The organism is Exiguobacterium sp. MH3, assembly GCF_000496635.1.
GTDB classification, from domain to species: Bacteria; Bacillota; Bacilli; order Exiguobacteriales; family Exiguobacteriaceae; genus Exiguobacterium_A; species Exiguobacterium_A indicum.
Genome location: NC_022794.1, coordinates 125748 through 148350, shown reverse-complemented (window position 1 = coordinate 148350; position 22603 = coordinate 125748). Strand labels below are relative to the sequence as shown.

Sequence of the window (22603 nt, the reverse complement as noted above, 5' to 3'; positions counted from 1 at the left end):
TTGTCCTTTTCATTTGACCGGTACTTCCTCTTTTCGGTGGCGCTGATACAGGCTGACCATCGTCTTCAAGAACGCGACGGAATCCTTGACGAGATTGACGTGCGATCCTTCGCGCTCGATGCAGGTCACGGGTTGTTGGTAGACCCGTAATCGTTCTTTTTTCGCTGCATACATCAGCTCTAAATCGATTGCGAGACCACTCTCGACGTGTAGATAAGGCAACAGACGATGGACGACCCGTCGGTTGATGATCTTTAGACCGGTCTGCGAATCAGTCACCCCTTTTGGTAAGAAGAACCGTGTCAAATTTCGTTTTCCAAAGCTCATGAAACGCCGGACGGCTCCACGGTCTTCAATCGTCAAATCCTTCGTCCCGACGACGATGTCATAATATCCTTCCTGGGCGATCGTTAACAGCCGTGCGATGTCTTCGATCCGAAACGAGTTATCCGCATCGACGAAGACATAATAATCACTCGAGACGTTTTTCATTCCCTCGATGAACAGACCGGCCTTCCGTGTATTTTGTTCGACCTGATGTACTTCGAGATATCCAACCGTGAACAACGTATCGGTCGCTTCCATGACGATCGACCGGTACTCCTGTAAGAGTGCTTTCGATCGATCCGATGAGGCATCATCAAAGAAATTGATCGAAGCGTGAATATAGTCTTCGCTGATGAAGGTCGCAAGCGACTCTAAAAAATCTTTTACATAATTAAAACGTTTCTCTTCGTTAAATATTGGCAATATAAAGGCTATAGTATCCTTTAAAATGGGATATTCAGGATGGATGATATGCTGGATTTCAGCAAACAATTCATTCGGATAGGCTGGGCGATAAGAAAACAGACGAAGCATCCCGTCTCCTTGAACCGTATGATACGGGAAATCTCCCTTTAAACGAATCGCTTCTTTAATCAACAGGATTTTAGATCGTGGACGTACAGCTCGAATCTGATTGGCGATCGCAATCTCCTCTTCACGCGTTTTATAGTCGACGACGTACAACAGAATCTCGTGTTCTTCCGCTTCTTGAATTTCAGTGCTGGCGATTTGTTCGAACGAGGCAGGACATCTACCAGGTTGTGTATAAAACAAAACTGGATAATAGGAAATCAATGATTCGTATGGAATATGCCGAGAGTGATCGGTAAAAACAGCAATATGTCCTTGACTCATAAGTTTCATCCTTTCCGTAAAACAGCTCTGACTGATGGGAGGTGGCTCCATGACAAGTTTCATTCAGCGACATGCCGTCCTGTTGATTTTTCCGATTCTCGATGTAGCGTTGAATCTCGTGAACTATGCCTATCATTTACTATTAGCCCGTGAGCTTTCTAGTGCTGTCTACGGATTACTGAATGCTTATCTAGCTTTCTTAGGTCTTCTACTCATCATCGGTGGCGCTTTACAATGGACCGTGACGCGTGACTACAGTCAACAGAAGACAAATGATTACCAAAAGCTCCGTTTTCGTATACTGGTGGTTACAGGGTGCTTCTTACTTATTTTACTTTATGCATTACCTTATTTCCTGCCCTTTACCAAAATAAACCTACTAATTGTTTATTTCATCATCGTGTTTCATATCCTTCTCTCTTTTCGTCGTGGTGTCTTACAAGCGACCGAACGCTTCTATGCCCTGAACCTCTCGTATTACATCGAATCCGTCGTCAAAGTCCTAGCCACATGGCTTTTGATTCAACAAACGAACGTCAGTTATGCACTGTTGTTCATCTTGGCTGGCATGATCGCGTCCTATCTATTAAGTCTGATACAAGTCACGTTCCCGGTTAGTAGCGGGCGTATTCATGCGAACGGACTCGTCCATATGATCCATACACAGGTCGTCATGACACTATTTTTCACTCTCGATAGTCTTCTCGTCACCCGTTACTTCCCGCAATTAGCTGGAGATTATTCCGTTGCCTTACGGTTTGGTCAACTCCTGTTGTTCGTTGCGTTATCACTCGCCCAATTGTTGTTGCCACGCTTAAGCCAAAAAAGTCAGGACGAAGCCTTTCTTCTTTGGGAGCGTCGCTTTTACCGCATCTTATTAGGTGGAATGGCTCTTGCTGTTTTGGTGTACTGGACGATCGTTCCTTACTTGATTCCGCTTCTATTTGGGAGCGGCTATGACATGGCAACTCATTACATCAAATATATGGTTTTCGTTTATGTCGGCATCACATTGATTCAATACGAAGCACTCGTCCAGTTTTCCCTACATCGAACTGGTTACTTGAAAGGCTATTGGCTGATTCTGATTCTGTTCGTCCTTGTCTTGACGACATTTCACTCGACCGTCGAGATTTGGTTGCTTGCACAAGCAGGTGTCTTTTTACTTGGCGCCCTGATTTTACGTTTCACTTTACCTCGACACCCCGATCCCGTGAAGGAGGCATAACATGAAACCCCATCTACTTTTTTTATCTTGGCGCGATATCAAACATCCGAAAGCCGGTGGCGCAGAAGTATTCACACACGAGATGCTCCGACGTGTCAGTGATGAGTATGAAATCACTCATTTTTCTCCCGCATTCGAAGGCGGACACGATGTCGAGTATTTGGACGGAATCACTTATATCCGGAGAGGTACTGCGCTTTCCGTCGTTCCGCTCGCCTTTTCTTATTATCAGTCGCATGCTGCGACGATTGATTTAGTCGTCGATCAGATGAACACACATCACTTTTTCACACCCTTGTATGTTCCATTAGCGAAACGTGCCCTCTTCATTCATCAACTGACACGTGAAATCTGGCAAATCAATGTTCGTCCTCCGTTTTCATACGTCGGCGAATGGACGGAGACACCGCGTCTGCAGCTGTACCGGACCGGTCGCGCGTTGACGGTCAGTCAGTCCACGGCAGACGATCTACTTGCTGTCGGCTTCTCCAAGGACGACGTGACGATTCTACCGGAAGGTCTCTCCTTTACCCCATGGAACGAAGAAGACTGGAAGCCGAAAGAAGCACATCCGACTTTTTTATACGCTGGACGGATGTCGGCCTATAAAGGAATCAATGATGCACTCCAAGCTTTCGTCATCGTTAAACGGGAGTACCCTGACGCTCGTTTCTGGGTTATCGGAAAAAAAGACGAGGCGTATATCATCGAGCACCTTCATCCAATCGTCCCGGAAGAGATGCGTGACGCCATCACCTATTTTGGATTCGTCAGTGAGGAAGAAAAGCTCGAACGGATGAGTCGCGCGACGGCGCTCCTGTTTCCTTCTAAACGAGAAGGTTGGGGTCTGACGGTCAGTGAAGCGGCGGCTGTCGGTACACCAACGATCGTCTATGACGCACCTGGACTGCGTGACGCCGTCCAGTATGGTATGACTGGTTACATGGCCAAAAGTCAGACCCCGGGTGCTCTTGCTGCCGAGATGCGGGCTTGCTTACGTGACCCCGAAGAATACGAAATGATTCAAGCAGCCGGTCATCGTTTCGCTCAGACCTTGCACTGGGATCATACAGGTCAAGCGTTTCGCAACTGGTTGCAACGCGAATTGATACCCGTCGCACTGAAGGAGGATTTTTCATGATTGGAATCGCTATGTCCACATACGAAAATGAAGCAATCATCACGGAAACGATCCGCTCACTTCAGGCACAACATGCTTCTTTCCTTTGTGTCATCGCGGATGATGGTTCGACCGATTCTACCGTCGCGACGATGCGTCGGTTAACCGCAAATGATACGCGATTTGAAGTGCTCTCGCTTCCGCACGGTGAACGAGGTATCGCCCGCAAGACTGCGATTGATCGCTTGAAGCAACACAATGTCGATTATCTCTACATCATTGATTCCGATATGGTACTCGAAGAACAGCTATTAAAAAGCTGCCTCTTGTATCTTGAAGCGCACTTAGATGTCGGAGCTCTTGTGATTCCTGAACGTGCATATAGCGATTATGATAATTACTTCAGTCAAGTGAAGGTCTTTGAGCGTAACCTGTTCAATGTTCCGACGGATCAACTCGACACGCATACGATGGAAGCCGCGCGCTTCTGGCGGCTCGAAGCGTACGTCGCCTCGGGCGAGATTGATCCAACGCAAATCAGTTTCGAAGAGACGCAACCGACGATTCGTTATTTGGAACAAGGCGGGATCATTCGCCGTGCGACGTTCACCTATGTGCACCACAATGAAAAGCAGGTCGAATTAAACGACCTGCTTCGAAAGAAACGCTATTACTTTGATGTCATGCCCGCGACGCTTGACGCAGAACAGGGTGGCTTCATGAAAGCCTTACGACGTTGGTATTTTTTCCGTCCTGTTCTCTATCATCAGGCTAATTTAAGAAAATACAGCCGTCATCCGCTGTTAACCGTTGGCGTCATCTACATGTACTTGCGTCTTAGCTTTATTGGTGTAGAATCCCTCTTCTTCAAACGGGTTTCGTAAGACTACCGGTCAGCGATTGATAGAGGATGTACGTTCCGAACTGCGTTGGAAATTCGAAGCGATGAATACCATTTTGGTCTTCTAGAATCTGTTCATGATGATCAATCGTTAGGGCACGTTGACTAACGATTGATCCATCTTCGTAAAAGAGACAATACGGACGATTTGAATTGATTAACACATCGGTAAAATGTTGCCCCAGATTCCGTTTACGTTGTTTCGTTTCCACGACCTCATCTCCGATGCGCGTCATGATACTAAGAACTCGATCGTCAATTTTCAACGGTTTCGTCATCATCCGACTGACGTTTCCTGCGTTCACAGCTGCCAGCAACGTATGGACTTGCATATAGTCCGTCAAGACGATTTGTTTCGTTAACGGCGCCTGTTGTTTAGCAGCACGCAACAGCTCGACACCATCCATTTCTGGAAGTCGAAGTTCCGTCAGTAAGACATCAACGTCGGAATTGCTGAGTTGTTCCAATGCCTCTTCTCCTGATCCTGCTTCTTGTACGTCTTGTCCCGCTGCCAGTAGTTTACGACGTAAAATCCGTCGTGTCGGTTCATGTGAGTCAACTAATAGATAAAGTGCCATATGCTATCGCCTCCGTTTTAAAAAGAAAGGATGGTCGTCAATGTATATTCTTTTACTATCAGGTGGATCCGGAAAACGGCTTTGGCCGCTCTCGAACGATTTGAACTCGAAACAGTTCTTAAAAATCCTGGAAGATCGCGATGGCAATAAACAATCGATGATGGAACGCGTCTTTCAGCAGCTTCAGGAAGTCGGTCTGGACGACCGGACTGTCATTACGACGACGAGTTCACAAGTCGATGCAATCGAAAATCAGCTAGGCTTCCGTACTTCCATCATTCAAGAACCGTCACGTCGCGATACGTTCCCTGCGATCATGCTTGCGACAAGTTATCTCGCAGAACGAATTGATTTAGAAGAGACGATCATCATCATGCCGGTCGATCCTTACGTTGAACTATCGTTCTTTGAACGCTTCGAGCAACTGGACCAAGCCGTCCAAGAACATCCGGATGCACTTCATTTAATGGGGGTCGAGCCGTTACATCCGACATCAAAATATGGCTATATCATTCCGCAGACTTCCGAAAATGTGTCCATCGTCGATCGCTTCCAAGAGAAGCCGACTGTTGAAGTCGCGAGTGACTTAATCGAACAAGGTGCACTATGGAACTGTGGTGTCTTTGCCTGTCGCCTTGACTTCTTGATGCAGTGTCTAGAAGAACAAGCTGTGCCGACGACATTCGAGGCGCTCCACTCGAACTATGATGCATTAGAAAAGACGTCATTTGATTATGCGGTTGTTGAAAAGACCGATTCTTTATTCGTTCATCGGTATGATGGTTACTGGAAAGATCTCGGAACATGGAATACATTAACGGAGGAGATGCCGCATCCGCTTCATGGAAACGCCCGGATGCTCCATTCGAAAAATACGCATATCGTCAATGAATTACAGGTTCCGGTCCTTGGAATCGGACTTGATAACTTAATCGTGTCGGTGAGTCCAGATGGTGTCCTCGTTGCGTCCAAAGACGAGACACCTGCCTTAAAAGAATATTTGACGGATGACACTTTGCCACCACAATTTGAATGGAAACGCTGGGGCTATGCGACGATTTTACATCAACAGCAACTAGAGGACGGGCGTTATGCCGTGACCCGACGGCTGCATATCAAGGCACATCAGCAAATCAGTCATCATTATCATGCGCATACCGATTCGACATGGAATATCTTACAAGGTCGCGCTGAGGCACTGATCGATGGTCAGTCACAGCAACTTGGACCCACTTCTGTCGTGCATATCCCACAAGGTATTCCGCATACGCTGACCACACTAGAGGATCTGATCATGATTGAAATTAAATATTCCATCGATTGGACGGAGCAAGATAACTATCCGCTCCCGACCTCGATTCGTTCCAAACCATGATGTTAGAAAGGGCACCTCCTATCGGTGCCCTTTCGTCTGCTCTAATCTAAAAACACTTCACTCGTCACGAATGTGACGGATCCCGCTATTTCGTAATCTCCCGCTCGACGCGGTACAAAGAATTGTTTTCCTTTCTGTAAGGGAATCACGCGATTCCCTTGCCGCGCTTCTCCTTTACCTTCGATGACAGTCAACAAACGAAAGACTGGATGATCATGTAATGTATATCGACCGATCACTTCATGACGGATCACCGTAAAGGAAGGTACTTGAAGCAACTTCGTCATGACACCCCCTTCCTTGATGATCGTCTCTGGTTGGTTCGTCCACGGCTCATCTGGAATCGTCGTGACAGCGATTGCCTTCTCAACGTGCAATTCTCTCGGTTTCCCGTCATCTCCTAATCTGTCGTAATCATATAGTCGATACGTTCGATCGCTCATCTGTTGAATCTCAAGAAGAACGATGCCTGGTCCTAGAGCGTGGATCGTACCACTCGGAATGTAATAGAATTCGCCAGGTTTAACTTTTTGATGCCGAAGTGACGTCTCCCAGTCCTTTTCTTGAGCGCACCGAAACAGGGCATCTCGTGATTGTAGATTGTGACCAAGAATGATTTCTGCCTCTGGTGCAGCCTCTAAGATATACCAGCACTCATTCTTGCCGTATGGTTCTCCTTCTAGCCGTCGTGCCTCCTCATCGTTCGGATGGACTTGAACGGATAAGTAGGCGGACGAGTCCAGAAATTTTACATGAAGCGGAAAGGCATCCAGCAGATAATCACCGAATAATTCTGTCCGTTTCGTTTGCCATAATTCGTCTAGCGTCTTCCCCTGATCAGGTCCATCTAAGAAGTACGTCCGCCCACTCGCGTGAGCAGATGCTGTCCAACATTCTCCAATTTGTCCTTCTGGTAACTCAAACTGAAACAACGCCTCTAAACGTCGACCGCCCCAAATTCGTTCTTTGAAAATTGGTTGAATGGCATACATATCGACGCGGACTCCCGATAGAGTAGGAGCGACGCTTCACCTCCATCTATACGTTTGGTTACCTCTTTATACCCATTTTTATGTCTATATTATCCAAATAAAACAGATTGAATCATAAAAAAACCAACTCTTAGTGCATCACTAGGAGTTGGTTTTCGTACAGTTTGCTAGCTCTTTTATTGTTCGAGATAATCGATGATCGTCTGCGGATCCACGCGTTTCGTATAATCTGATGATACTTCAGCGAAACGAATCACACCATCGGTATCAATGATGAACGTCGCCGGTTTCGGTAACTGCCAATCCTCATTTCCGTTGTGCTTCGCTACATCAAGTCCCGATGCTTTGTAAATCTCAATCAGATAATCTGGCAGGTCGAACACCAAATCAAATTGACGGGATACATATAGATCAATGTCACTTAAGACAGGGAAACTTAACGCATTCTTGTTTACCGTCTGTTCAGCAAAATCAGGTGTCTCTGGACTGATTGCAACGACAGTCGCTCCCAGCGCACGAATACGATCAATTTCCCGTTCATACGCGCGAAGCTCGAGATTGCAGTATGGACACCAGCCACCCCGGTAGAATGTTAAGATGACAGGACCTTGCTCGAGTAATGTCTCGATCGCCACAGGCTTGCCGGATACATCGGGTAACGTAAAGTGTGGAATCGTATCACCGACATCTAAACCTTTAGCAATACCAGAAGCAGCGAGTTCAGCTGTCGCTTCCGCCATCAACCGTTGTTTCTCAGCAGGTGCCTTTTGTCGGAATTCCGATTGATACTGTTTGATTTCTTCGAGTAATCGTGTCATATGTTCTCCCCCTTTATTGCTGTATAGAATAACAGGGAGATTACTCGTTTGTCTCTTCTGACGACTCCTCCGCCTTCTTTCGGAATCGTTTCACAAACCTCATTAGTTGTTCGGGTGTTAATTCGAGCTTATTCTCATAGACATATTTTGTTCCATATCCGAGTGCAAGGGTGGCGGTCGAAGCAACGCCCGCGGCAATGACGGCACCATACCCCGGAACGAGCTTCGCCATTTGCCGAAAGGCGGTTTTTCCGGAGTTTCCGACGATCGTCACGACAAGCAACTCCTTCGCACTCTCCTTGGATAACTGTCGTTCGTACAGATTCGATAACTTGAGCATCAAGCCGATTTGAATTGAAGTCAATGGAATGATATCAGCTCCCGGGAACGGGACGGCACCAATCGCACCTGCGGCTGTTCCGGCACCCACAATCCAGTTGTTGGCGATCTTGCCACGAACGGTCGGATCCATCTGACGAACGAACACATTATCCTTGTCGAACTTTTTTAAGATATCGAGGACCTCCCGACGGAGCCGATCAATGTTCGTTCCTTCTCGTGCTGATACGGGAATGATTTTGGGTCCTGGTAGTTTTTCTGCAATATGCTGAACGATCGTGTCGACATCATCCGTCGCATCCATCTTCGTGACGACGATCAAGACATTTTGGTTATGTTGATAGATCTTACGGAAGTTTTTCGTCTCCGTCTCAGATAAGACGGTACCTGCCGCATTTAAAAAATAAAGGATGACATCGGCACTTTGATAGTACGTCCACGTCGCTTCCGAGTTCTGTGTATTGGCATCATTTAATCCTGGTGTATCGACGAAGATGACTTTATCTTCCGGGTGCTGTCTGACTTGATCGATCCGGACCGTTTCACCCGGGCGCGCCCCGACCGTTGCGACTTCACGACCAAGAATCGCGTTTAAGGTCGAAGATTTTCCCGCATTGACATCTCCGATCAGAGCAACCGTCACGTCCTGCTCCAGCGATTGATTGAAATCTCGTCGCTCCGATTCAAACGACTGATCAAAGATTTCCTCCAGCTTGCGTTTTCGCTTTTGTTGATTGGTCTCAAGTCCTTCACCAAAAAAATCATCCATCGTGATCCCTCCCCCTTCTTCTGCTGTCTGTCTTTTCCCGTTATCCCTTGCTTTCAACACAAAGAAGGCAAGGGAACATTGTGTCCACTTGCCGAATTTTAGAGATATGTGCTGCGTCGCTCAAGCAATACCGTATCGCGCCATCTGCCTCCGAGCTGACCAATTCGCTCCCGGCGACCGACTTCGCGAAAATCAAATCGTTCATGAAGGCGTAGACTCGCTTGATTTTCCGGAAAGACTTGCGATTGCAACGTCCAGATTCCGGCTGCTTCACTTGCTTGAATGACGTCTTCCATCAAGCGTGTGCCGACACCTTTGCCGCGTGCTTCTTCCGCGATATAGAGGCTGATTTCAGCGACACCGGCGTATGCCGGAATCGAAGAGAATGGACTTAACGCGACCCAGCCGAGCAGTTGCTCGTCTTCCATCGCAACGAGGCGGCTGTGTGCGTGGTGATGCTTCGTCCATTCTTCGTAAGGTAATGCTTCCGTGCGAAACGTCGCGTTCTCCGTCTTTATCCCTTGTTCATAGATCCGAACGACTTCTGGATAATCCGATTCTTTCATTAGTCGAATATACATGGTGTCTCCTCTATTCGTTCATCATCTTATCAAGTTCTATACTTCTAATCGCACTGCCATTTCCCGACCGAATCGATCCCCGTGGTCGATGAAGCCGAGACTCGCATACAGACGGTGTGCCGCCTGATTATCCGGTCGATAGCCGACGACGATTCTTTTCGCTGCAGGTAACACGCGCATCTCGTCAATCACGGCTTGCATCGCCAATCGTCCAATGCCGTTCCCTTGCTGCGTCTGATCGACCATGATGCGGTAAATCCAGTAGCCGTCGAGTTCTTCTAGCTCCGTGTTATACATCACAAAACCAACGACGGCTTCACCTGCAATGATCGCCCGAAGGACAAGGCTCGGTTCGAACTTCGCTTGCGCGATTGAATAGACGTTCGCTTCCATGAAGTCTTGCTGTTGTGATGTCAGTGTCAGCTCACAACACGCTTCCCAGTTCTCTGCTGTTACCGGTACAAGTTGAATCATGTTCATTTCCCCTTTTAGTTAGACGGGAGTTCCCTCCAGCGTCTGTTGATCACATCGTTGCACAGTGATCGCCCCCTTTCCTTCTCTCTCCTATCGGTTGGTTTAATTCATTGTTGAAGAACTGCTGCGTTTTCAAGCACCGCAGGTAGTTCGGCTAACGACGTAATCGTAAACGTCGGCTTGATATCCGTCGCTGATTTTCCGTCTGGATTAAACCAACATGTTGCGATACCGGCTTGATTGCCACCTGCGATATCAGCTGACAAGGAATCCCCGACGATGATCGTTCGCGCCGAGTCGAATTGCGCAATTCGCGCAAACACATGATTGAAAAATCCTGCCATCGGTTTTTGAAAGCCCGTCTCCTCTGAAACGAAAATCGCTTCAAAGAAATCCGTTAATCCAGCGCCATCGAGCCGTGCGCGTTGCGTCTTCGAAATACCGTTCGTGACGACGTACATCGTGACGTTTCCGGTTAGCTGCTCAAGCAGCGCCGTCGCACCCGGAATCAATTCTATTCCTTGTGCGAGATAGCTACGATACGTTTCGTCAACTTCTCGTCCGTCGACCGTCCGTCCTTCTTCCGCGAAGAATGTCATGAACCGTGAGTGAATGACTTCCTCGCGTGTCACCTCGCCTCGTTCGAGCGCTTTCCAAAGTGCCTGATTGAGTGTTTTATAGCGCGCTTCTCGCTCCGGCGTCCACTGCAACTCTTGTTGCTCGAGCAGGCGGCGAAAGGCAATCCGTTCCGTCGCTTCAAAATCGAGTAATGTATGGTCAATATCGAATAATACCGTCGTGTAAAACATAGTCAAGCTCCTTTTCGTACGTGTTGTACAGTCGTTGTTTTCCCGCCCAGTTGAAATAATAGCACGCCGCCACCAATCAATAGGACACCGAGCGCTTTCGTCCACGTAAACGGAACAGTCTGTAAACCGAACCAGCCGAGCGTATCCCACAGTAAGGCAAACAGGATTTGTGATACCATGACGATCGAAATCGCTCGACTCGGTCCGAGTTGTTGAACGCCTTGCGTCACACAGAGGACGACACCGACACCAATGATCCCGCTGAACCAAAACCAGGTTTGTGCCTCTTTTAGTGCAAACAGTTGTGATCCTTCGACGATCAAACCAATCGTCAGTGAAGCGAGAAACCCGAGTCCAAGGACTAACGTTGTCGTCGCCCAAGCGCCGACGTGTTCTTTGACTTTTGCGTTAAACGTATTTTGAATACAGACGAGCATGCCCCCACAAAGGGCAAGGATGATTCCCGTAACCATGTCACACCTCTTTCATTCGTAAATGCTTTCTCCAACGCGCTCCATCAATCCGTCTCGATCAATGATTTCAATCGTATGCTGCGTCCGGTGAATCAATCCGTCGTCGACGAACTGGCGTAAGACACGATTGACGTGACGATAACTCGTCCCGATCAAATCTGCCGCATCGACGAGTTCCTTACTCGCAAAAGCATCCGTATTAGGTGTCATCGACAGCAAATAACTGGCGAGCCGAACTTCGACCGGGTACAACAGATTGAAGCTGAGCGTATGCGATTTTAATTCAAACTTTTTCGTGATCGTCTCGAGTAAAAATAATAAAAAGGCAGAATGATGGACACGTGCTTCTTCCAAATCCGGATAGGCAATGCGTAAGACGGTCACTGGTGTCACTGCCTCGACCGTGTTCATCAAATCAATCTTTCGGACGAACTCAATATCACCGACGAGATCAAACGGATGCTTGAAGGACAACACGAGACGTTTCCCCGTTGCCGACATATGCGTGATCTTCAATTTCCCTTCGACGAGCAGGTAGAGTTCATGCGCAACATCGCCTTGTCGGCATAAAGCCTCACCCGGTGCGAACGTCTGGATGTGCATCGCCTTGCGTAGTGATGCATCAAAGACATGCATTAACTGATACCGTTCCAAATAGGTCACAATGTCCGTCACTTCTTCTCCTCCTTAGCTCTTTAAGATGAAGATGCCTGCTACCATCATCAAGATGCCGATGATCTGCGGACCCCGCAGTCGACGTTTCATGACGCCGAACCAGCCTCTTCCGTCAATCCAGAGTGCCAGCGCTAATTGCGCCAATAAAAAGAGCGAAATCGTCAAAGTCACGCCCATCCGGTGGACAGCCGTCATGTTGCTGAATAATATGATTGCCGCAAAGGCTCCCCCTGCCAGATAGAGCGGTTTGACACGTCGCATCGCTGAAAAACTGCGATCCCGTAAGACGATTGCTAAGAGGATCGCAACGATGAACCCGGTCATCTGGGTGATCGTCGCCGCTTGCCACGTCCCGATCGTTTGACTAATCCGGGCATTAGCGACACTTTGAAGCGTTAAGAAAAAGCCACCCGCAATCGCAAATAAGACACCACGCATGTGCATACTCCTCTCCTGTTCCATGATACTTTCATTTAACGAGAGTCCATCTGATTTGAACAGGACATTTGTCCTGAGATATTTAGAAGTTCAGACTTTATGTTGACTAAAAAGGATTTCATATAAAGCCAAGTGTATCAAAAAAGCGATTCTTCTCAGCAAGAGAACAATCGCTTTTGGTGTAAATGATTTATGCTTCTTCTTCCAATCGTTTAATCGCTTCATCTAGTTGTTCCTGATCCTCTTCCGACAACTTCGGATATTGCGGATCAATTTCTTTCAGGACCTCATTCATGACTTCAGTAACGATATAACGCGAATACCATTCGTCATCTGCCGGCAAGATGTACCACGGTGCATACGATGTCGACGTCGCCGAGACAAGCTCAGCAAAAATCTCATGGTATTCGTCCCAGTGCTTGCGTTCTTCAATATCACTGAACGAGAATTCGAAGTTTTTCGTTGGATCCTTCAGACGAGTCAACAATCGTTGCCGTTGCTCCTCTTTTGAGACGTGGAACAAAAACTTGACGACCCGGAAGCCGTTCTCGACGAGATAGCGTTCAAAGTCATTGATTTGGCGATAGCGCATCTGCCAGACATCTCCGTCATCCGGCTTTTCTTCCTCCTCGAGCAAATCATGGATTCGTGGCGCAATGACTTCCTCATAATAGGAGCGGTTCAAGATACCGACTTCCCCTTTTTCCGGTAGTCCTTCGTGGATCCGCCATAGATAGTCATGTTTTTGCTCCGTATCCGACGGTTTTTTGACGGAAATCGTCCGGAGTCCTTGTGCGTTCAAGTTAGAAAAGATGTAGCTGATTGCCTCATCCTTCCCCGCTGCATCAATCGCTTGCAGGATGACGAGGACGCCGTTCTTCTCTTCGGCATGTAAACGCCAGTGTAACTCTTGTAACGTCTCGACACTTTTCGGAATCCGCTTCTCTCGCAATTCCGCTTCCGAAATCTCATGTTTTTCTGATGTCGGGTAATTCGAAAACGAGACTTGCTCGCCTTCCTTGACACGATAGGATGACAGTTTCATGGTAGGGCTCCTCCTTTAATTGCTTCTAAAGGGGATTTACCCTACTCGTTCATCCTGAAAACGTTCAGATGAACTTATCTTTTCAAAAGGAGACGGACTCCCTCTTCTAGCGTCGTCACAGGACGACCGAGTAATTCTTTAAAATCAGTACTTTCCACCGCAAGGGTTCCGGCTGCGATATCTGCCTGAATACCCGTCAACATTGGAATCAAGAAGTCAGGTAAGCCAGCTGCTTGCATCCGCTCGCCATAGGTCGCGCTATCTACTTCATCTACAGCGACCGATCGGTTAAGTACTGTTCCGACTGCATTCGCGAGTTCTGCTTGTGTATGCAACGGACCTGATAGTTCATAGATTGGTTTTGGATGCTCGAGCGTCAGTCCCGTCGCAATCGCTAGCGCATACTCCTCTTGTAACGCCCATCCGACTTTGCCTTCACCTGCTGCTGTTAACCAGTCTGCACCTTGTGCGACGGCATCCATCGTTCCGAGTTCATTTTCGAGATACCAGTTGTTGCGGAAAAAGACATACGGGATACCTGTCGCTTGAATCGCTTCTTCTGTGACCCGATGTGTTCGCGCAAGTCCGTTCGTGCTCTGTGCCGCATTGGCGATACTCGTATAACCGATCAGCTTGACGCCTACCGCTTGTGCTGCCGTGACAGCGGCTTGATGTTGCCGGATCCGTGTTGCTTCTTCACCGTCCGTCGAGATGATCAGCAGACGATCGATGCCTTGAAACGCGTGTCCGAGTGTTTCCGGCTGATCGAAATCACCATGCCGGACGTCGATTCCTTGCGCTGCAAGCGACGCTGCTTTTTCAACGTCACGGACACTAACCGCTACATGTTCGTTGCCGACTTGTTCACTGAGATGTTGCACGATGCGCGCACCTAATTTTCCGGTTGCGCCTGTAATTAACCATTTCATGATGAAACCACTCCTTTAAAGTTTGATGTTGTTCTTCATGATACGCCAGGTGATACACTAAAAAAAGTAGGCACTTATCTGAAACTAGGTCCCTCAAAACGAACCAATGGGAGAGGATGAACGTGGCTGTATTCGATTCAACGACCAATCAACGGACGGCTTGTCCAGTCACTCGGGTCCAACAGATGGTCGCTGGCAAATGGAAGATCATCTTGCTGTGGCACCTGACACACGGGACGCATCGTTTTCATGAACTGCAACAATTAACAGGTATCTCTAAAGGAACATTAACGCGTCAGCTTCGCGAGCTCGAGGCGGATGGTTTGATTCAACGACACGTCTTTGGCGAAGTTCCTCCTCGCGTTGAATATTCACTGACGGATGCCGGACATAGTTTTTTACCGATTCTTGACCAAATGGCAGCTTGGAGTGAGCAACACTTTCAAGGGGAATGATCGTGAGTAACAAAAAAACATGCGCTTCTTCTCGATTCAGAAAAGAAGTGCATGTTGTCGTTCATTCCGTCGCTGTCACCGTCTGACGTAAGTGGGTGTCGATGGCTTCAGCGACGCGTAATCCGGAGATGACAGCACTCTCGACGCGCGTCCGCCCTGACGCATCATCGGCTTCAAGGAACGCATCACCAGCAAGCCAGAGCGGATGTGCCGCTAGTTTCAAATGCGGTGTCCGGTAAACCGCGCGTGCCTGAGCGTAACGCCAACGTTTGAGCTGACGCGAAACAATCGTCACCGGTCCAAGTTGCTGTTGTAACAGCCGCTCGACTTCAGCGAGTGTCTCTTCTTCCGGACGCTCGTACCAGTCTTCACTGAAGCGGGCTGTCATATAGACGCTTAGGAGTGTCGTCTTCGAAATCTGCTTTTCGGCATTATTGACGAGTTTTAACATCCCATCGACAAGTTGTTCGTCTTGTAGACCAACTTCTCCGATCGTCAGTCGCTCTTTGATTTCAAACAGACCCACGAATGTCGGCTCGAACGTCACTTGGCGTAACTGCTCATGATCGTCATCTCCAAGCGCCAGATCAGAAGACTGCAACAGTTCATATGCTTGCGGCACAGGCGCCGTCACGAGTAACGCATCATACGTACCTTGATGATCCGTCGCTTGTGTGACGAGTTCATCCTCTGTTGCCGTAATATGCGTGACCTGCTCATTCAACTGAACGGGAATCCCTCGACCAATCGCTTGTACGAGTTGATTCATGCCGTTCGTTGCGACATAGCGTGGAAAATCCGTTCCGAACCACTTACGAACCCATCCCTTCTCAAGCCATTCGTCGACTTCGCGTTCCAACTCTTCCGTCCGAACCGTGAAGAAGACGGCACCATGATCCGCTGTTCCTTCATCAATCCGACGAGTTGCCATTCGCCCCCCGACGCTCTGGCTTTTTTCGATGATTTCAACAGCATGTCCTGCTGCCTGCAATTGACGTGCCGCAAAGATTCCGGCGAGTCCACCACCGATGATTCCGATTCGTTTCCCTGTCATCTCGCTTCCCCCTCATATTCCTCATTTCCCTAAGTATAGAGGTTTCTTCCAAGACATGGGTGAATCAATACCCTTCCGATATGCTCGTCATCTGTAATTCCTGCTCGATGAGCATGATGTTCTCCTCAAAGAACGCCCGGTGCTCTTCTAGTCCACGTTTGATGCACCAGCCAACAGCTGTGAGTGCTTCCCACAAACGATAGTGTGCTAGATACATCTCAATTGGCACGTCTGAGTGTAACGTCGCGTATCCTTCTTGAAATGCCGTGACGTAAATGGAACCGAACGTATTGAGATTACGGACGATCTTCGTGAAGTCCATCTCGATCGCCCCATAACGGGTCGTCTCGAAATCGATCACCCCTATGACTTGATCACCTACCGTCAGTAAATTTGCTAGGCGGAAGTCACAATGTGTGGCAACGGGACATGAAGGCTCCGGTAACGACTGTTCTCGTCTGACTAACTCTGTTTGGATGTTCTCTAAAAAAACGGGATCGAGTTCGGATGTGATGAACGGCATGAATCCATCGAGTTTTTCATTCCGGAAGCGTCGCCAGTTCTGAACCGGATAGGCATAAAATCCATCTTCCGTATACTCGCCGTAAGCTTCTCCTGTACACGTATGCAGCATTGCGAGCGTTCGACCAATTTCGTACGCCAATTTTTTAGTCATCGTGACCGGTGCCTGTCCCGGTAAGGCAGCAAGCACGAACGCCCCGGTCGTCTGTCCGGGAGCTGCTTCAGCTAAGATGTGCGGCACGGGTACAAATCGTTCTAGTGCATGAATCCAGCCTCGCTCCCGGTACCACTTTTCAGCCGTATAGGGGCGCTTTAAGAAAACGACCTGACCATCCGCTAAAACGAGACGATCGACTTCAGAACTATACGATTCGTCGACAGTCGCGCATGCTGCGACATCGAGTTGAAAATGTTCAATCCATTCGTCTCGTGTCATTCTGTCGTCCCCACTATTTTCTGTAGCGTTTCACCTGGTAGACCGTCAATCGGTCCAACATAGGTCGATTCAAAACCTAATCCGATCAAAATACGGCGCGACGCTTCATGTGCTGGATCAATCGTTGCCGTGACGACCTGTAACTCTTCTTCTGTCGCTAACTGTAAGAGACGCTCTGCAATCGCTGTGCCGTATCCGCGTCCCCACTGATCGGGTAGCAGCATGTAACCGAGCTCTGCTTCGAACGGTTGCGTTTGACTCCGGGTCATGTGCCCGATTCCAATCCATGTCTCTTCGGTATAAATCAGATACGATCCGAGTCGGTCGTGCTGCTGTTGTTCAAGGATTCGGTCAAAGCGTTGTTTCGTTTCCGTATCTGTTAATGCCTGTTCCGTGATGTAACGCATGACACGTTCGTTTTGGACGAGCGTCGCGTAGCGATCGTAATCGGACGCTGTTATTTTTCGTAATTCAATCATCTTATTCTCCTCTTCATGTCCGGTAGTCATTGTGGGTTGGGGTGAAGACATCTTCCGTTGACGGACGAACAATCGCAAAGTGCTCGACGTTATAATGACCGTGCAAGACTTGATTGTGGTGGGCGATCATTTGCTCCGGCGTCAGGACATCGGAGCCGTTCGTCGTATGCCCGTCGGCGACGAGTGTGACATCAAAGCCGTGCACCGTCGCACTGCGCACCGCGGTATCGATGCAGTGTTCCGTCTTACAGCCTAAAACGATCAGATGTTCAATCGATGCTTGGCGTAGATGATCGAGCAAGGGTGTATCATGGAACGCATTCGTCGCCGCTTTATCGAACGTGACACTGGACGCTGGAACGGGAATCGAGTCATGGACTGCAAACCCAGGTCCTGTTCCGCCAGCGACGTCCAAATCCCGAATGAAAACGACCGGAACGTTTCGTTCGTCTGCTTCAAGTACGACCGCTTCGATGACATGCGCGACTTGCTCTTTTAAGTATACCGGACGTTCTTCCGTGTTCCCGTCGACGAGTTCCTGTTGAAAATCAATCACTAGGACTGCTTGTTTCATCGTCATGTTCCTCCTTGTAAAATCGACTGTTTGTTTCCTTCCCGTTCATCTGAATGATTTCCTGCTCCTGACAGACACGAAACTTTTTAGCTGTTGGATTCGTTAAGAAGAAGGAAAGGATGTGTCTGGATGATTTGGTTTGGCGTCATCTTCTTATGTGTGCTTCTCGTCAATCTGACACTGGAGAAGCTGATCATGAACCGGACGATGACAGGTCGTTGGTTCGTACGTAACTTACTCATTTGCCTTGGAATCACTCTATTACTTTTCGGAATTGAACGTTATGTCCTATCCGGTCTATGAAAAAGCAGATAGCGATTTTCGCTATCTGCTTTTTTAGTTAATAGACTTCGTAATTTTGCCCTGTCTGTGCCCCTTCGACACTCTTTTCGAACGCCGTCGCGACACGTGACGCCGGAACGGCTTCAAAACCACGGAAGAAGGGTCCGTACTTTTCAAGCGACTCGATCAGTACGTTCGGACTGACACTGTTGATCCGAATACCTCGTGGCATCTCGATCGCTACTGCGTGAACGAACGCTTTGACCCCACCGTTCGCAAGCGCAGCGGATGCGCCTTGGCGAATCGGATCGTCCATCATGATGCCGGTCGTCAGCGTAAAGCTTCCCCCGTCTCGTACTGACTCTAAACCAAGCAAGACGAGATTGACCTGACCTTTTAGTTTACTGTCGATTCCGATTTGATTAAGCTCCGGTGTTAAGTCCGTCAATGGACCGAAATGAGCACCACCTGTGGCACTGATGACGGCATCAACAGAACCGACTGTTTCATACATCGCCCGAATACTTTCCTCTGATGTGATGTCGACTTGTACATCCGCTCCGCTTCGTCCGGCACGAATGATGTCATGCCGCTCACTCAGCCGTTCGACGACTGCCTGCCCAATCGTTCCGCTTGCTCCTACTACTAAAATTCGCATGATCCTTTCCCCTTTCTCGTCTAACTTACCTATCTAGCCTACTGCACAGCAGATGGTGGTTTCAAGGAATCTACCGGATGCGTCTTCAAGAAGATGAGAATTTCTTCGAACAAAAGTTGTTTATCCCGATCGAGTGTCAGTAGATGTTTACTGTTCGGAAGAAGAACCTTTTTCTGATCTCGGCTCGGCACCGTCGTTTCGATTCGCTCGAGACTCGCATGATAGACGGCATCATCTAAGGCGCCAAGGAATAGAGCGATGGGCTGCGTGATCTTCGGCAAGACGACTCCTGTGTCGAGAATGAACTGTTGTAGTGCCCATAAGTCTTTTTCTGGGCGTGGAAAATGACGGTCGACAAAGTCTACGATCCACTCCGGTGAACGATCGTCAAACTGAAAATACCGTTCCGTATACCGACGGACGCGGTGCTCGAGTCCCGCAATCGTCCGCTCAAGAATCGGCGTCGAGAGTAAGATGAGTCCAGCGCATCCTGACTGTTCTGCTAGTCGAAGTGCCATTACTCCACCGAGTGATTGTCCGATCAAAAAGATGTCTTTGTGTCCTCGATCTTGTAAAAACGCGAGTCCGACTTGCGCGGACTGCCAGACGTCTTCGATCGTCGTCTCAAACAAGCGCTCCGGCGATTCCCCGTGCCCGGCGTAATTGGGCGCGTAACAGGTATAGCCGGCTGCATGTAAAAAACGAGCGAGTCCCCGCATCTCATTCGCACTTCCCGTAAAACTATGTAACAACAAAACAGCAGGTCCGGGTCCTTCTAAGTACAGATCCTTTGATTTCGTAATCAAGTGCGCCCCTCCTTTTCATCTCTTCACACTTCCTCCACCGAAGCATCCTCCCGTAACGACTCTATAATCCGAAAGCCTGGGTAGTTCGCTTCGGATCGTCGTTCGCCACTTGACCGATAATAAGCATTCCAGTAACTGATCATCCGGTCTTCGATTCGCTTCATGTATGCCGGATCATCCTCGACGAATCGCCGCTTCACTTCCGGATCCCATTGCTCGATTGCGGGTACGATGATGTCGACGATGTCACGGACGTATTCACTAGCAAGTTCGATGATATAGGCAAGAACCCATCCGTCGTGTGGATGGTTTTTAAGTAACTGCTGAAGATACTGCTCACGAACATGACCATCATGGTGACGGGTGTAAAGGCAATATAAAATCGTCTGCTGAGTCGACGTCAGTTGCTTGATCCGCTCCGAGTCGATTTCTGATAAATACAAACGCATCGGAATCTGTATGTGTTCCTGTTCTATATTTACTTCGATCGCCCCTGGTGATAATCGTGTCCATCCAAACGGTAGACATGCTTTAACGACCCGAACGTCCTGTTCATATCTCTTAGGAAATGCGGTGATCCAGCGGTTCATCTCGTTCTCCTCCTAATATAAAAACTCCAAACGACAGACGCTTACACGCCTGTCATTTGGAGTCGATTTGTTTCCTTATTCAACCGTTACCGACTTCGCCAAGTTACGTGGCTTATCGACGTCACAGTCGCGACCGAGTGCCGCGTAGTATGAGATTAATTGAAGTGGTAAGACCGACAAGAGTGGTGACAAGAGTGGCTCGACTGCTGGAATGACGAATGCATCTGTTGGCAATTCAAGACCTTCTGCTGCGATGACACACGCATTTGCCCCACGTGCGACGACTTCCTTGATATTCCCACGGTTGTTGAGATGAACGTGTGGTTGTGTCACGAGCGCGATGACCGGTGTGTTGTCTTCAATCAAAGCGATCGGACCGTGCTTGAGCTCTCCACCCGCGTATCCTTCTGCTTGGATATACGAGATCTCTTTGAGTTTCAATGCACCTTCCATCCCGACGTATGCATCTTGTCCACGACCGATGAAGAACGCATTGCGTGACTCAGACAAGTATTCTGTCGCGATTTCTTGGAAGCGATCTTTTTGAGACATGACCGACTCCATCGCACTTGAGATTTTACCGAGTTCTTTCATGAGATCGAAGTTGACGGCAACCCCTTTTGCTTGAGCAAGGTCAAACGCAAGGACAGCGAGAACAGCGATTTGAGCTGTATACGCTTTTGTTGAAGCAACGGCGATTTCTGGACCCGCGTGGAGCAACAATGTTGCGTTTGCTTCACGTGACAATGTTGATCCTGGAACGTTAGTGATCGTCAGTGCCGGGTGACCAAGTTTCTTCGCTTCGACGAGAACGGCACGACTATCCGCTGTTTCACCTGATTGTGAAAGGAAGAGGAAGAGCGGTTTCTCTGTCAATAATGGCATGTTGTATCCGAACTCAGAAGAGATGTGCACTTCTGTCGGGATGCCTGCGATTTGTTCGATCAACTGTTTTCCGATCAAACCAGCATGGTAGCTTGTTCCGCAACCGATGATATAGACACGGTCACGACCGAGTACGAGATCACGGACTGATTGATCGAGTGTGATGTCGCCTGCTTCGTTTTGATATTTTTGAACGATGTTCCGGATGACTGCTGGTTGCTCATCCATCTCTTTGAGCATATAGTGCGCGTACGTTCCTTTTTCGATATCTGATGCATCGATTTCAGCCGTGTACGCTTCACGCTCTTGGACGTTCCCGTCGAGATCTTGGATCGTCACGCTATCACGCGTCAAGATGATCATCTCACCATCATGCAACTCAACGAATTGATCCGTTACTTGCAACATTGCCATTGCGTCTGAAGCGACGACGTTGAACGTACCGTCACCGAGACCAACGAGAAGTGGTGATTTGTTTTTCGCGACGTATAAGACGTCCGGGTTTTCTGCATCGATCAATGCGAGCGCATACGAACCATGCAAGACGCGGAGTGTTTGACGGAATGCTTCCGCGACGTCGCCTGTCTCGTTGAAGTTCTTTTCGATCATCTGAACGATGACTTCTGTATCCGTGTCGCTCAGGAGATCGACGTTCAATTCTGCTTTCAACTGCTCATCGTTCTCGATGACACCGTTGTGCACGAGTGTGAAACGTGCTGACGCACTTTGGTGTGGGTGCGCGTTTGGTACGCTTGGGACACCGTGTGTCGCCCAACGTGTGTGTCCGATTCCGACTGTGCCGTCTGCCTCTGCAGGAACGACTTCGCGTAGCGCAGCAATCCGGCCTACTTCTTTATGGACTTGGACGCCGTCGTTGACGAACGCAAGACCTGCCGAGTCATAGCCGCGGTACTCGAGCTTCTCGAGACCTTTTAATAAAATTTCTTTCGTGTTGACCTGTCCGATCATACCTACGATTCCGCACATGTTACATCTCTCCATTTACAAGTATTTCCCTGAAGAGGAAACGGCTCTTGTTGAGAGGATCCCGATCGGTCTGTTTGTCCGCCCAATCACTTGGACGATTTCAGAACGATTTACGGTATGGACCTGTTACCGGGAGGCATCCGCCGAAT

The 22603-nt window shown here is 48.6% G+C and carries 27 protein-coding genes; 6 read left to right on the top strand and 21 right to left on the bottom strand.

Going from position 1 to position 22603, the window contains the following annotated elements:
* Window positions 1-9 precede the first annotated feature (9 nt).
* A complete protein-coding gene (locus U719_RS00890) occupies window positions 10-1182 on the bottom strand; it encodes a glycosyltransferase (protein WP_023466704.1) in 1173 nt (390 codons plus the stop codon).
* A gap of 49 nt (window positions 1183-1231) precedes the next feature.
* Between U719_RS00890 and U719_RS00885 the strand changes: the two genes are divergently transcribed.
* From U719_RS00885 to U719_RS00875, 3 genes are read left to right on the top strand one after another with little or no spacing between them, the layout of a single operon-like run.
* Window positions 1232-2410 carry a hypothetical protein gene (locus U719_RS00885; protein ID WP_023466702.1) on the top strand — a complete coding sequence of 393 codons (1179 nt, stop codon included), beginning with the start codon at window positions 1232-1234 and terminating at the stop codon, window positions 2408-2410.
* A gap of 1 nt (window position 2411) precedes the next feature.
* Window positions 2412-3551 (top strand): glycosyltransferase family 4 protein, encoded by a 1140-nt coding sequence (locus tag U719_RS00880; protein ID WP_023466700.1) that lies wholly within the window; start codon window positions 2412-2414, stop codon window positions 3549-3551.
* On the top strand, window positions 3548-4414 hold the full coding sequence (locus U719_RS00875) for a glycosyltransferase family 2 protein (protein ID WP_023466699.1): 867 nt from the start codon (window positions 3548-3550) through the stop codon (window positions 4412-4414). Before U719_RS00880 ends, U719_RS00875 begins: the two co-directional genes overlap by 4 nt.
* Here U719_RS00875 and U719_RS16370 read toward each other — a convergent pair.
* Window positions 4398-5009, bottom strand: coding sequence for a response regulator (locus tag U719_RS16370; RefSeq protein WP_023466698.1), 612 nt, complete (start codon window positions 5007-5009; stop codon window positions 4398-4400). The genes U719_RS00875 and U719_RS16370 overlap by 17 nt on opposite strands.
* 40 nt (window positions 5010-5049) lie before the next feature.
* Here U719_RS16370 and U719_RS00865 point away from each other — a divergent pair, with 40 nt between their 5' ends.
* Window positions 5050-6384: a sugar phosphate nucleotidyltransferase gene (locus tag U719_RS00865; RefSeq protein WP_023466697.1), complete on the top strand. Its 1335-nt coding sequence runs from the start codon at window positions 5050-5052 to the stop codon at window positions 6382-6384.
* Window positions 6385-6425: 41 nt separating this feature from the next.
* Here the strand turns inward: U719_RS00865 and manA are convergent, their stop codons facing one another.
* The 11 genes from manA to U719_RS00810 form a co-directional block, all read right to left on the bottom strand.
* On the bottom strand, window positions 6426-7376 hold the full coding sequence (gene manA / locus U719_RS00860; RefSeq protein WP_023466696.1) for a mannose-6-phosphate isomerase, class I: 951 nt from the start codon (window positions 7374-7376) through the stop codon (window positions 6426-6428).
* Between the two features lie 176 nt (window positions 7377-7552).
* Complete coding sequence (locus U719_RS00855) at window positions 7553-8194, bottom strand: peroxiredoxin-like family protein (protein WP_023466695.1); 642 nt, start codon at window positions 8192-8194, stop codon at window positions 7553-7555.
* 40 nt (window positions 8195-8234) lie between these two features.
* Window positions 8235-9302 carry a YcjF family protein gene (locus U719_RS00850; RefSeq protein ID WP_023466694.1) on the bottom strand — a complete coding sequence of 356 codons (1068 nt, stop codon included), beginning with the start codon at window positions 9300-9302 and terminating at the stop codon, window positions 8235-8237.
* Between the two features lie 98 nt (window positions 9303-9400).
* On the bottom strand, window positions 9401-9883 hold the full coding sequence (locus U719_RS00845) for a GNAT family N-acetyltransferase (protein ID WP_023466693.1): 483 nt from the start codon (window positions 9881-9883) through the stop codon (window positions 9401-9403).
* A 36-nt stretch (window positions 9884-9919) separates the two neighbouring features.
* On the bottom strand, window positions 9920-10357 hold the full coding sequence (locus U719_RS00840) for a GNAT family N-acetyltransferase (RefSeq protein ID WP_023466692.1): 438 nt from the start codon (window positions 10355-10357) through the stop codon (window positions 9920-9922).
* 107 nt (window positions 10358-10464) lie between these two features.
* Window positions 10465-11166, bottom strand: coding sequence for a YjjG family noncanonical pyrimidine nucleotidase (locus U719_RS00835; protein WP_023466691.1), 702 nt, complete (start codon window positions 11164-11166; stop codon window positions 10465-10467).
* A gap of 2 nt (window positions 11167-11168) precedes the next feature.
* Entirely contained in the window at window positions 11169-11639 is a 471-nt protein-coding gene (locus U719_RS00830) for a DMT family transporter (protein WP_023466690.1), read from the bottom strand.
* A 12-nt stretch (window positions 11640-11651) separates the two neighbouring features.
* On the bottom strand, window positions 11652-12314 hold the full coding sequence (locus tag U719_RS00825; RefSeq protein WP_023466688.1) for a Crp/Fnr family transcriptional regulator: 663 nt from the start codon (window positions 12312-12314) through the stop codon (window positions 11652-11654).
* 12 nt (window positions 12315-12326) lie between these two features.
* Entirely contained in the window at window positions 12327-12752 is a 426-nt protein-coding gene (locus U719_RS00820) for a DMT family transporter (protein WP_023466686.1), read from the bottom strand.
* Between the two features lie 190 nt (window positions 12753-12942).
* A complete protein-coding gene (locus tag U719_RS00815; protein WP_023466684.1) occupies window positions 12943-13797 on the bottom strand; it encodes a polyphosphate--nucleotide phosphotransferase in 855 nt (284 codons plus the stop codon).
* A 74-nt stretch (window positions 13798-13871) separates the two neighbouring features.
* Window positions 13872-14726 carry an NAD(P)H-binding protein gene (locus tag U719_RS00810; protein WP_023466682.1) on the bottom strand — a complete coding sequence of 285 codons (855 nt, stop codon included), beginning with the start codon at window positions 14724-14726 and terminating at the stop codon, window positions 13872-13874.
* Window positions 14727-14848: 122 nt separating this feature from the next.
* On the opposite strand from U719_RS00810, the gene U719_RS00805 reads away from it, so the two are divergent.
* The gene (locus U719_RS00805) at window positions 14849-15181 is read left to right on the top strand and encodes a helix-turn-helix domain-containing protein (protein ID WP_023466681.1); all 333 of its coding nucleotides are present in this window, start codon (window positions 14849-14851) and stop codon (window positions 15179-15181) included.
* Window positions 15182-15242: 61 nt separating this feature from the next.
* Here U719_RS00805 and U719_RS00800 read toward each other — a convergent pair whose 3' ends face one another.
* The 4 genes from U719_RS00800 to U719_RS00785 all read right to left on the bottom strand — a co-directional run bounded on the left by U719_RS00800 (window position 15243) and on the right by U719_RS00785 (window position 18246).
* Window positions 15243-16235 (bottom strand): NAD(P)/FAD-dependent oxidoreductase, encoded by a 993-nt coding sequence (locus U719_RS00800; RefSeq protein ID WP_023466680.1) that lies wholly within the window; start codon window positions 16233-16235, stop codon window positions 15243-15245.
* Between the two features lie 64 nt (window positions 16236-16299).
* Window positions 16300-17193 carry a phosphotransferase family protein gene (locus U719_RS16365; RefSeq protein WP_023466679.1) on the bottom strand — a complete coding sequence of 298 codons (894 nt, stop codon included), beginning with the start codon at window positions 17191-17193 and terminating at the stop codon, window positions 16300-16302.
* On the bottom strand, window positions 17190-17672 hold the full coding sequence (locus U719_RS00790) for a GNAT family N-acetyltransferase (RefSeq protein WP_023466678.1): 483 nt from the start codon (window positions 17670-17672) through the stop codon (window positions 17190-17192). Before U719_RS00790 ends, U719_RS16365 begins: the two co-directional genes overlap by 4 nt.
* A 13-nt stretch (window positions 17673-17685) precedes the next feature.
* The gene (locus U719_RS00785) at window positions 17686-18246 is read right to left on the bottom strand and encodes an isochorismatase family protein (RefSeq protein ID WP_023466677.1); all 561 of its coding nucleotides are present in this window, start codon (window positions 18244-18246) and stop codon (window positions 17686-17688) included.
* A 129-nt stretch (window positions 18247-18375) separates the two neighbouring features.
* Here U719_RS00785 and U719_RS16790 point away from each other — a divergent pair, with 129 nt between their 5' ends.
* Window positions 18376-18549 (top strand): hypothetical protein, encoded by a 174-nt coding sequence (locus tag U719_RS16790; protein ID WP_023466676.1) that lies wholly within the window; start codon window positions 18376-18378, stop codon window positions 18547-18549.
* 37 nt (window positions 18550-18586) lie between these two features.
* Here the strand turns inward: U719_RS16790 and U719_RS00780 are convergent, their stop codons facing one another.
* The 4 genes from U719_RS00780 to glmS all read right to left on the bottom strand — a co-directional run bounded on the left by U719_RS00780 (window position 18587) and on the right by glmS (window position 22454).
* Entirely contained in the window at window positions 18587-19186 is a 600-nt protein-coding gene (locus U719_RS00780) for a short chain dehydrogenase (RefSeq protein ID WP_023466675.1), read from the bottom strand.
* A 38-nt stretch (window positions 19187-19224) separates the two neighbouring features.
* Window positions 19225-19992 (bottom strand): carboxylesterase, encoded by a 768-nt coding sequence (locus U719_RS00775; protein WP_023466673.1) that lies wholly within the window; start codon window positions 19990-19992, stop codon window positions 19225-19227.
* Window positions 19993-20015: 23 nt separating this feature from the next.
* Window positions 20016-20582: a hypothetical protein gene (locus U719_RS00770; RefSeq protein ID WP_023466671.1), complete on the bottom strand. Its 567-nt coding sequence runs from the start codon at window positions 20580-20582 to the stop codon at window positions 20016-20018.
* Between the two features lie 75 nt (window positions 20583-20657).
* A complete protein-coding gene (gene glmS / locus U719_RS00765) occupies window positions 20658-22454 on the bottom strand; it encodes a glutamine--fructose-6-phosphate transaminase (isomerizing) (protein WP_023466669.1) in 1797 nt (598 codons plus the stop codon).
* Window positions 22455-22603: the final 149 nt, after the last annotated feature.

Bases quoted from the DNA above. Each gene is read 5' to 3' on its own strand.
- U719_RS00785 (WP_023466677.1), bottom strand. From the start codon at position 18,246: ATGAAACAAGCAGTCCTAGTGATTGATTTTCAACAGGAACTCGTCGAC.
- U719_RS00830 (WP_023466690.1), bottom strand. From the start codon at position 11,639: ATGGTTACGGGAATCATCCTTGCCCTTTGTGGGGGCATGCTCGTCTGT.
- U719_RS00780 (WP_023466675.1), bottom strand. From the start codon at position 19,186: ATGCGAATTTTAGTAGTAGGAGCAAGCGGAACGATTGGGCAGGCAGTC.
- U719_RS00885 (WP_023466702.1), top strand. From the start codon at position 1,232: ATGACAAGTTTCATTCAGCGACATGCCGTCCTGTTGATTTTTCCGATT.
- manA (WP_023466696.1), bottom strand. From the start codon at position 7,376: ATGTATGCCATTCAACCAATTTTCAAAGAACGAATTTGGGGCGGTCGA.
- U719_RS00845 (WP_023466693.1), bottom strand. From the start codon at position 9,883: ATGTATATTCGACTAATGAAAGAATCGGATTATCCAGAAGTCGTTCGG.
- U719_RS00835 (WP_023466691.1), bottom strand. From the start codon at position 11,166: ATGTTTTACACGACGGTATTATTCGATATTGACCATACATTACTCGAT.
- U719_RS00875 (WP_023466699.1), top strand. From the start codon at position 3,548: ATGATTGGAATCGCTATGTCCACATACGAAAATGAAGCAATCATCACG.
- glmS (WP_023466669.1), bottom strand. From the start codon at position 22,454: ATGTGCGGAATCGTAGGTATGATCGGACAGGTCAACACGAAAGAAATT.
- U719_RS16365 (WP_023466679.1), bottom strand. From the start codon at position 17,193: ATGACACGAGACGAATGGATTGAACATTTTCAACTCGATGTCGCAGCA.
- U719_RS00815 (WP_023466684.1), bottom strand. From the start codon at position 13,797: ATGAAACTGTCATCCTATCGTGTCAAGGAAGGCGAGCAAGTCTCGTTT.
- U719_RS16370 (WP_023466698.1), bottom strand. From the start codon at position 5,009: ATGGCACTTTATCTATTAGTTGACTCACATGAACCGACACGACGGATT.
- U719_RS16790 (WP_023466676.1), top strand. From the start codon at position 18,376: ATGATTTGGTTTGGCGTCATCTTCTTATGTGTGCTTCTCGTCAATCTG.
- U719_RS00800 (WP_023466680.1), bottom strand. From the start codon at position 16,235: ATGACAGGGAAACGAATCGGAATCATCGGTGGTGGACTCGCCGGAATC.
- U719_RS00790 (WP_023466678.1), bottom strand. From the start codon at position 17,672: ATGATTGAATTACGAAAAATAACAGCGTCCGATTACGATCGCTACGCG.
- U719_RS00840 (WP_023466692.1), bottom strand. From the start codon at position 10,357: ATGATTCAACTTGTACCGGTAACAGCAGAGAACTGGGAAGCGTGTTGT.
- U719_RS00810 (WP_023466682.1), bottom strand. From the start codon at position 14,726: ATGAAATGGTTAATTACAGGCGCAACCGGAAAATTAGGTGCGCGCATC.
- U719_RS00820 (WP_023466686.1), bottom strand. From the start codon at position 12,752: ATGCGTGGTGTCTTATTTGCGATTGCGGGTGGCTTTTTCTTAACGCTT.
- U719_RS00865 (WP_023466697.1), top strand. From the start codon at position 5,050: ATGTATATTCTTTTACTATCAGGTGGATCCGGAAAACGGCTTTGGCCG.
- U719_RS00770 (WP_023466671.1), bottom strand. From the start codon at position 20,582: ATGAACCGCTGGATCACCGCATTTCCTAAGAGATATGAACAGGACGTT.
- U719_RS00855 (WP_023466695.1), bottom strand. From the start codon at position 8,194: ATGACACGATTACTCGAAGAAATCAAACAGTATCAATCGGAATTCCGA.
- U719_RS00890 (WP_023466704.1), bottom strand. From the start codon at position 1,182: ATGAGTCAAGGACATATTGCTGTTTTTACCGATCACTCTCGGCATATT.
- U719_RS00850 (WP_023466694.1), bottom strand. From the start codon at position 9,302: ATGGATGATTTTTTTGGTGAAGGACTTGAGACCAATCAACAAAAGCGA.
- U719_RS00880 (WP_023466700.1), top strand. From the start codon at position 2,412: ATGAAACCCCATCTACTTTTTTTATCTTGGCGCGATATCAAACATCCG.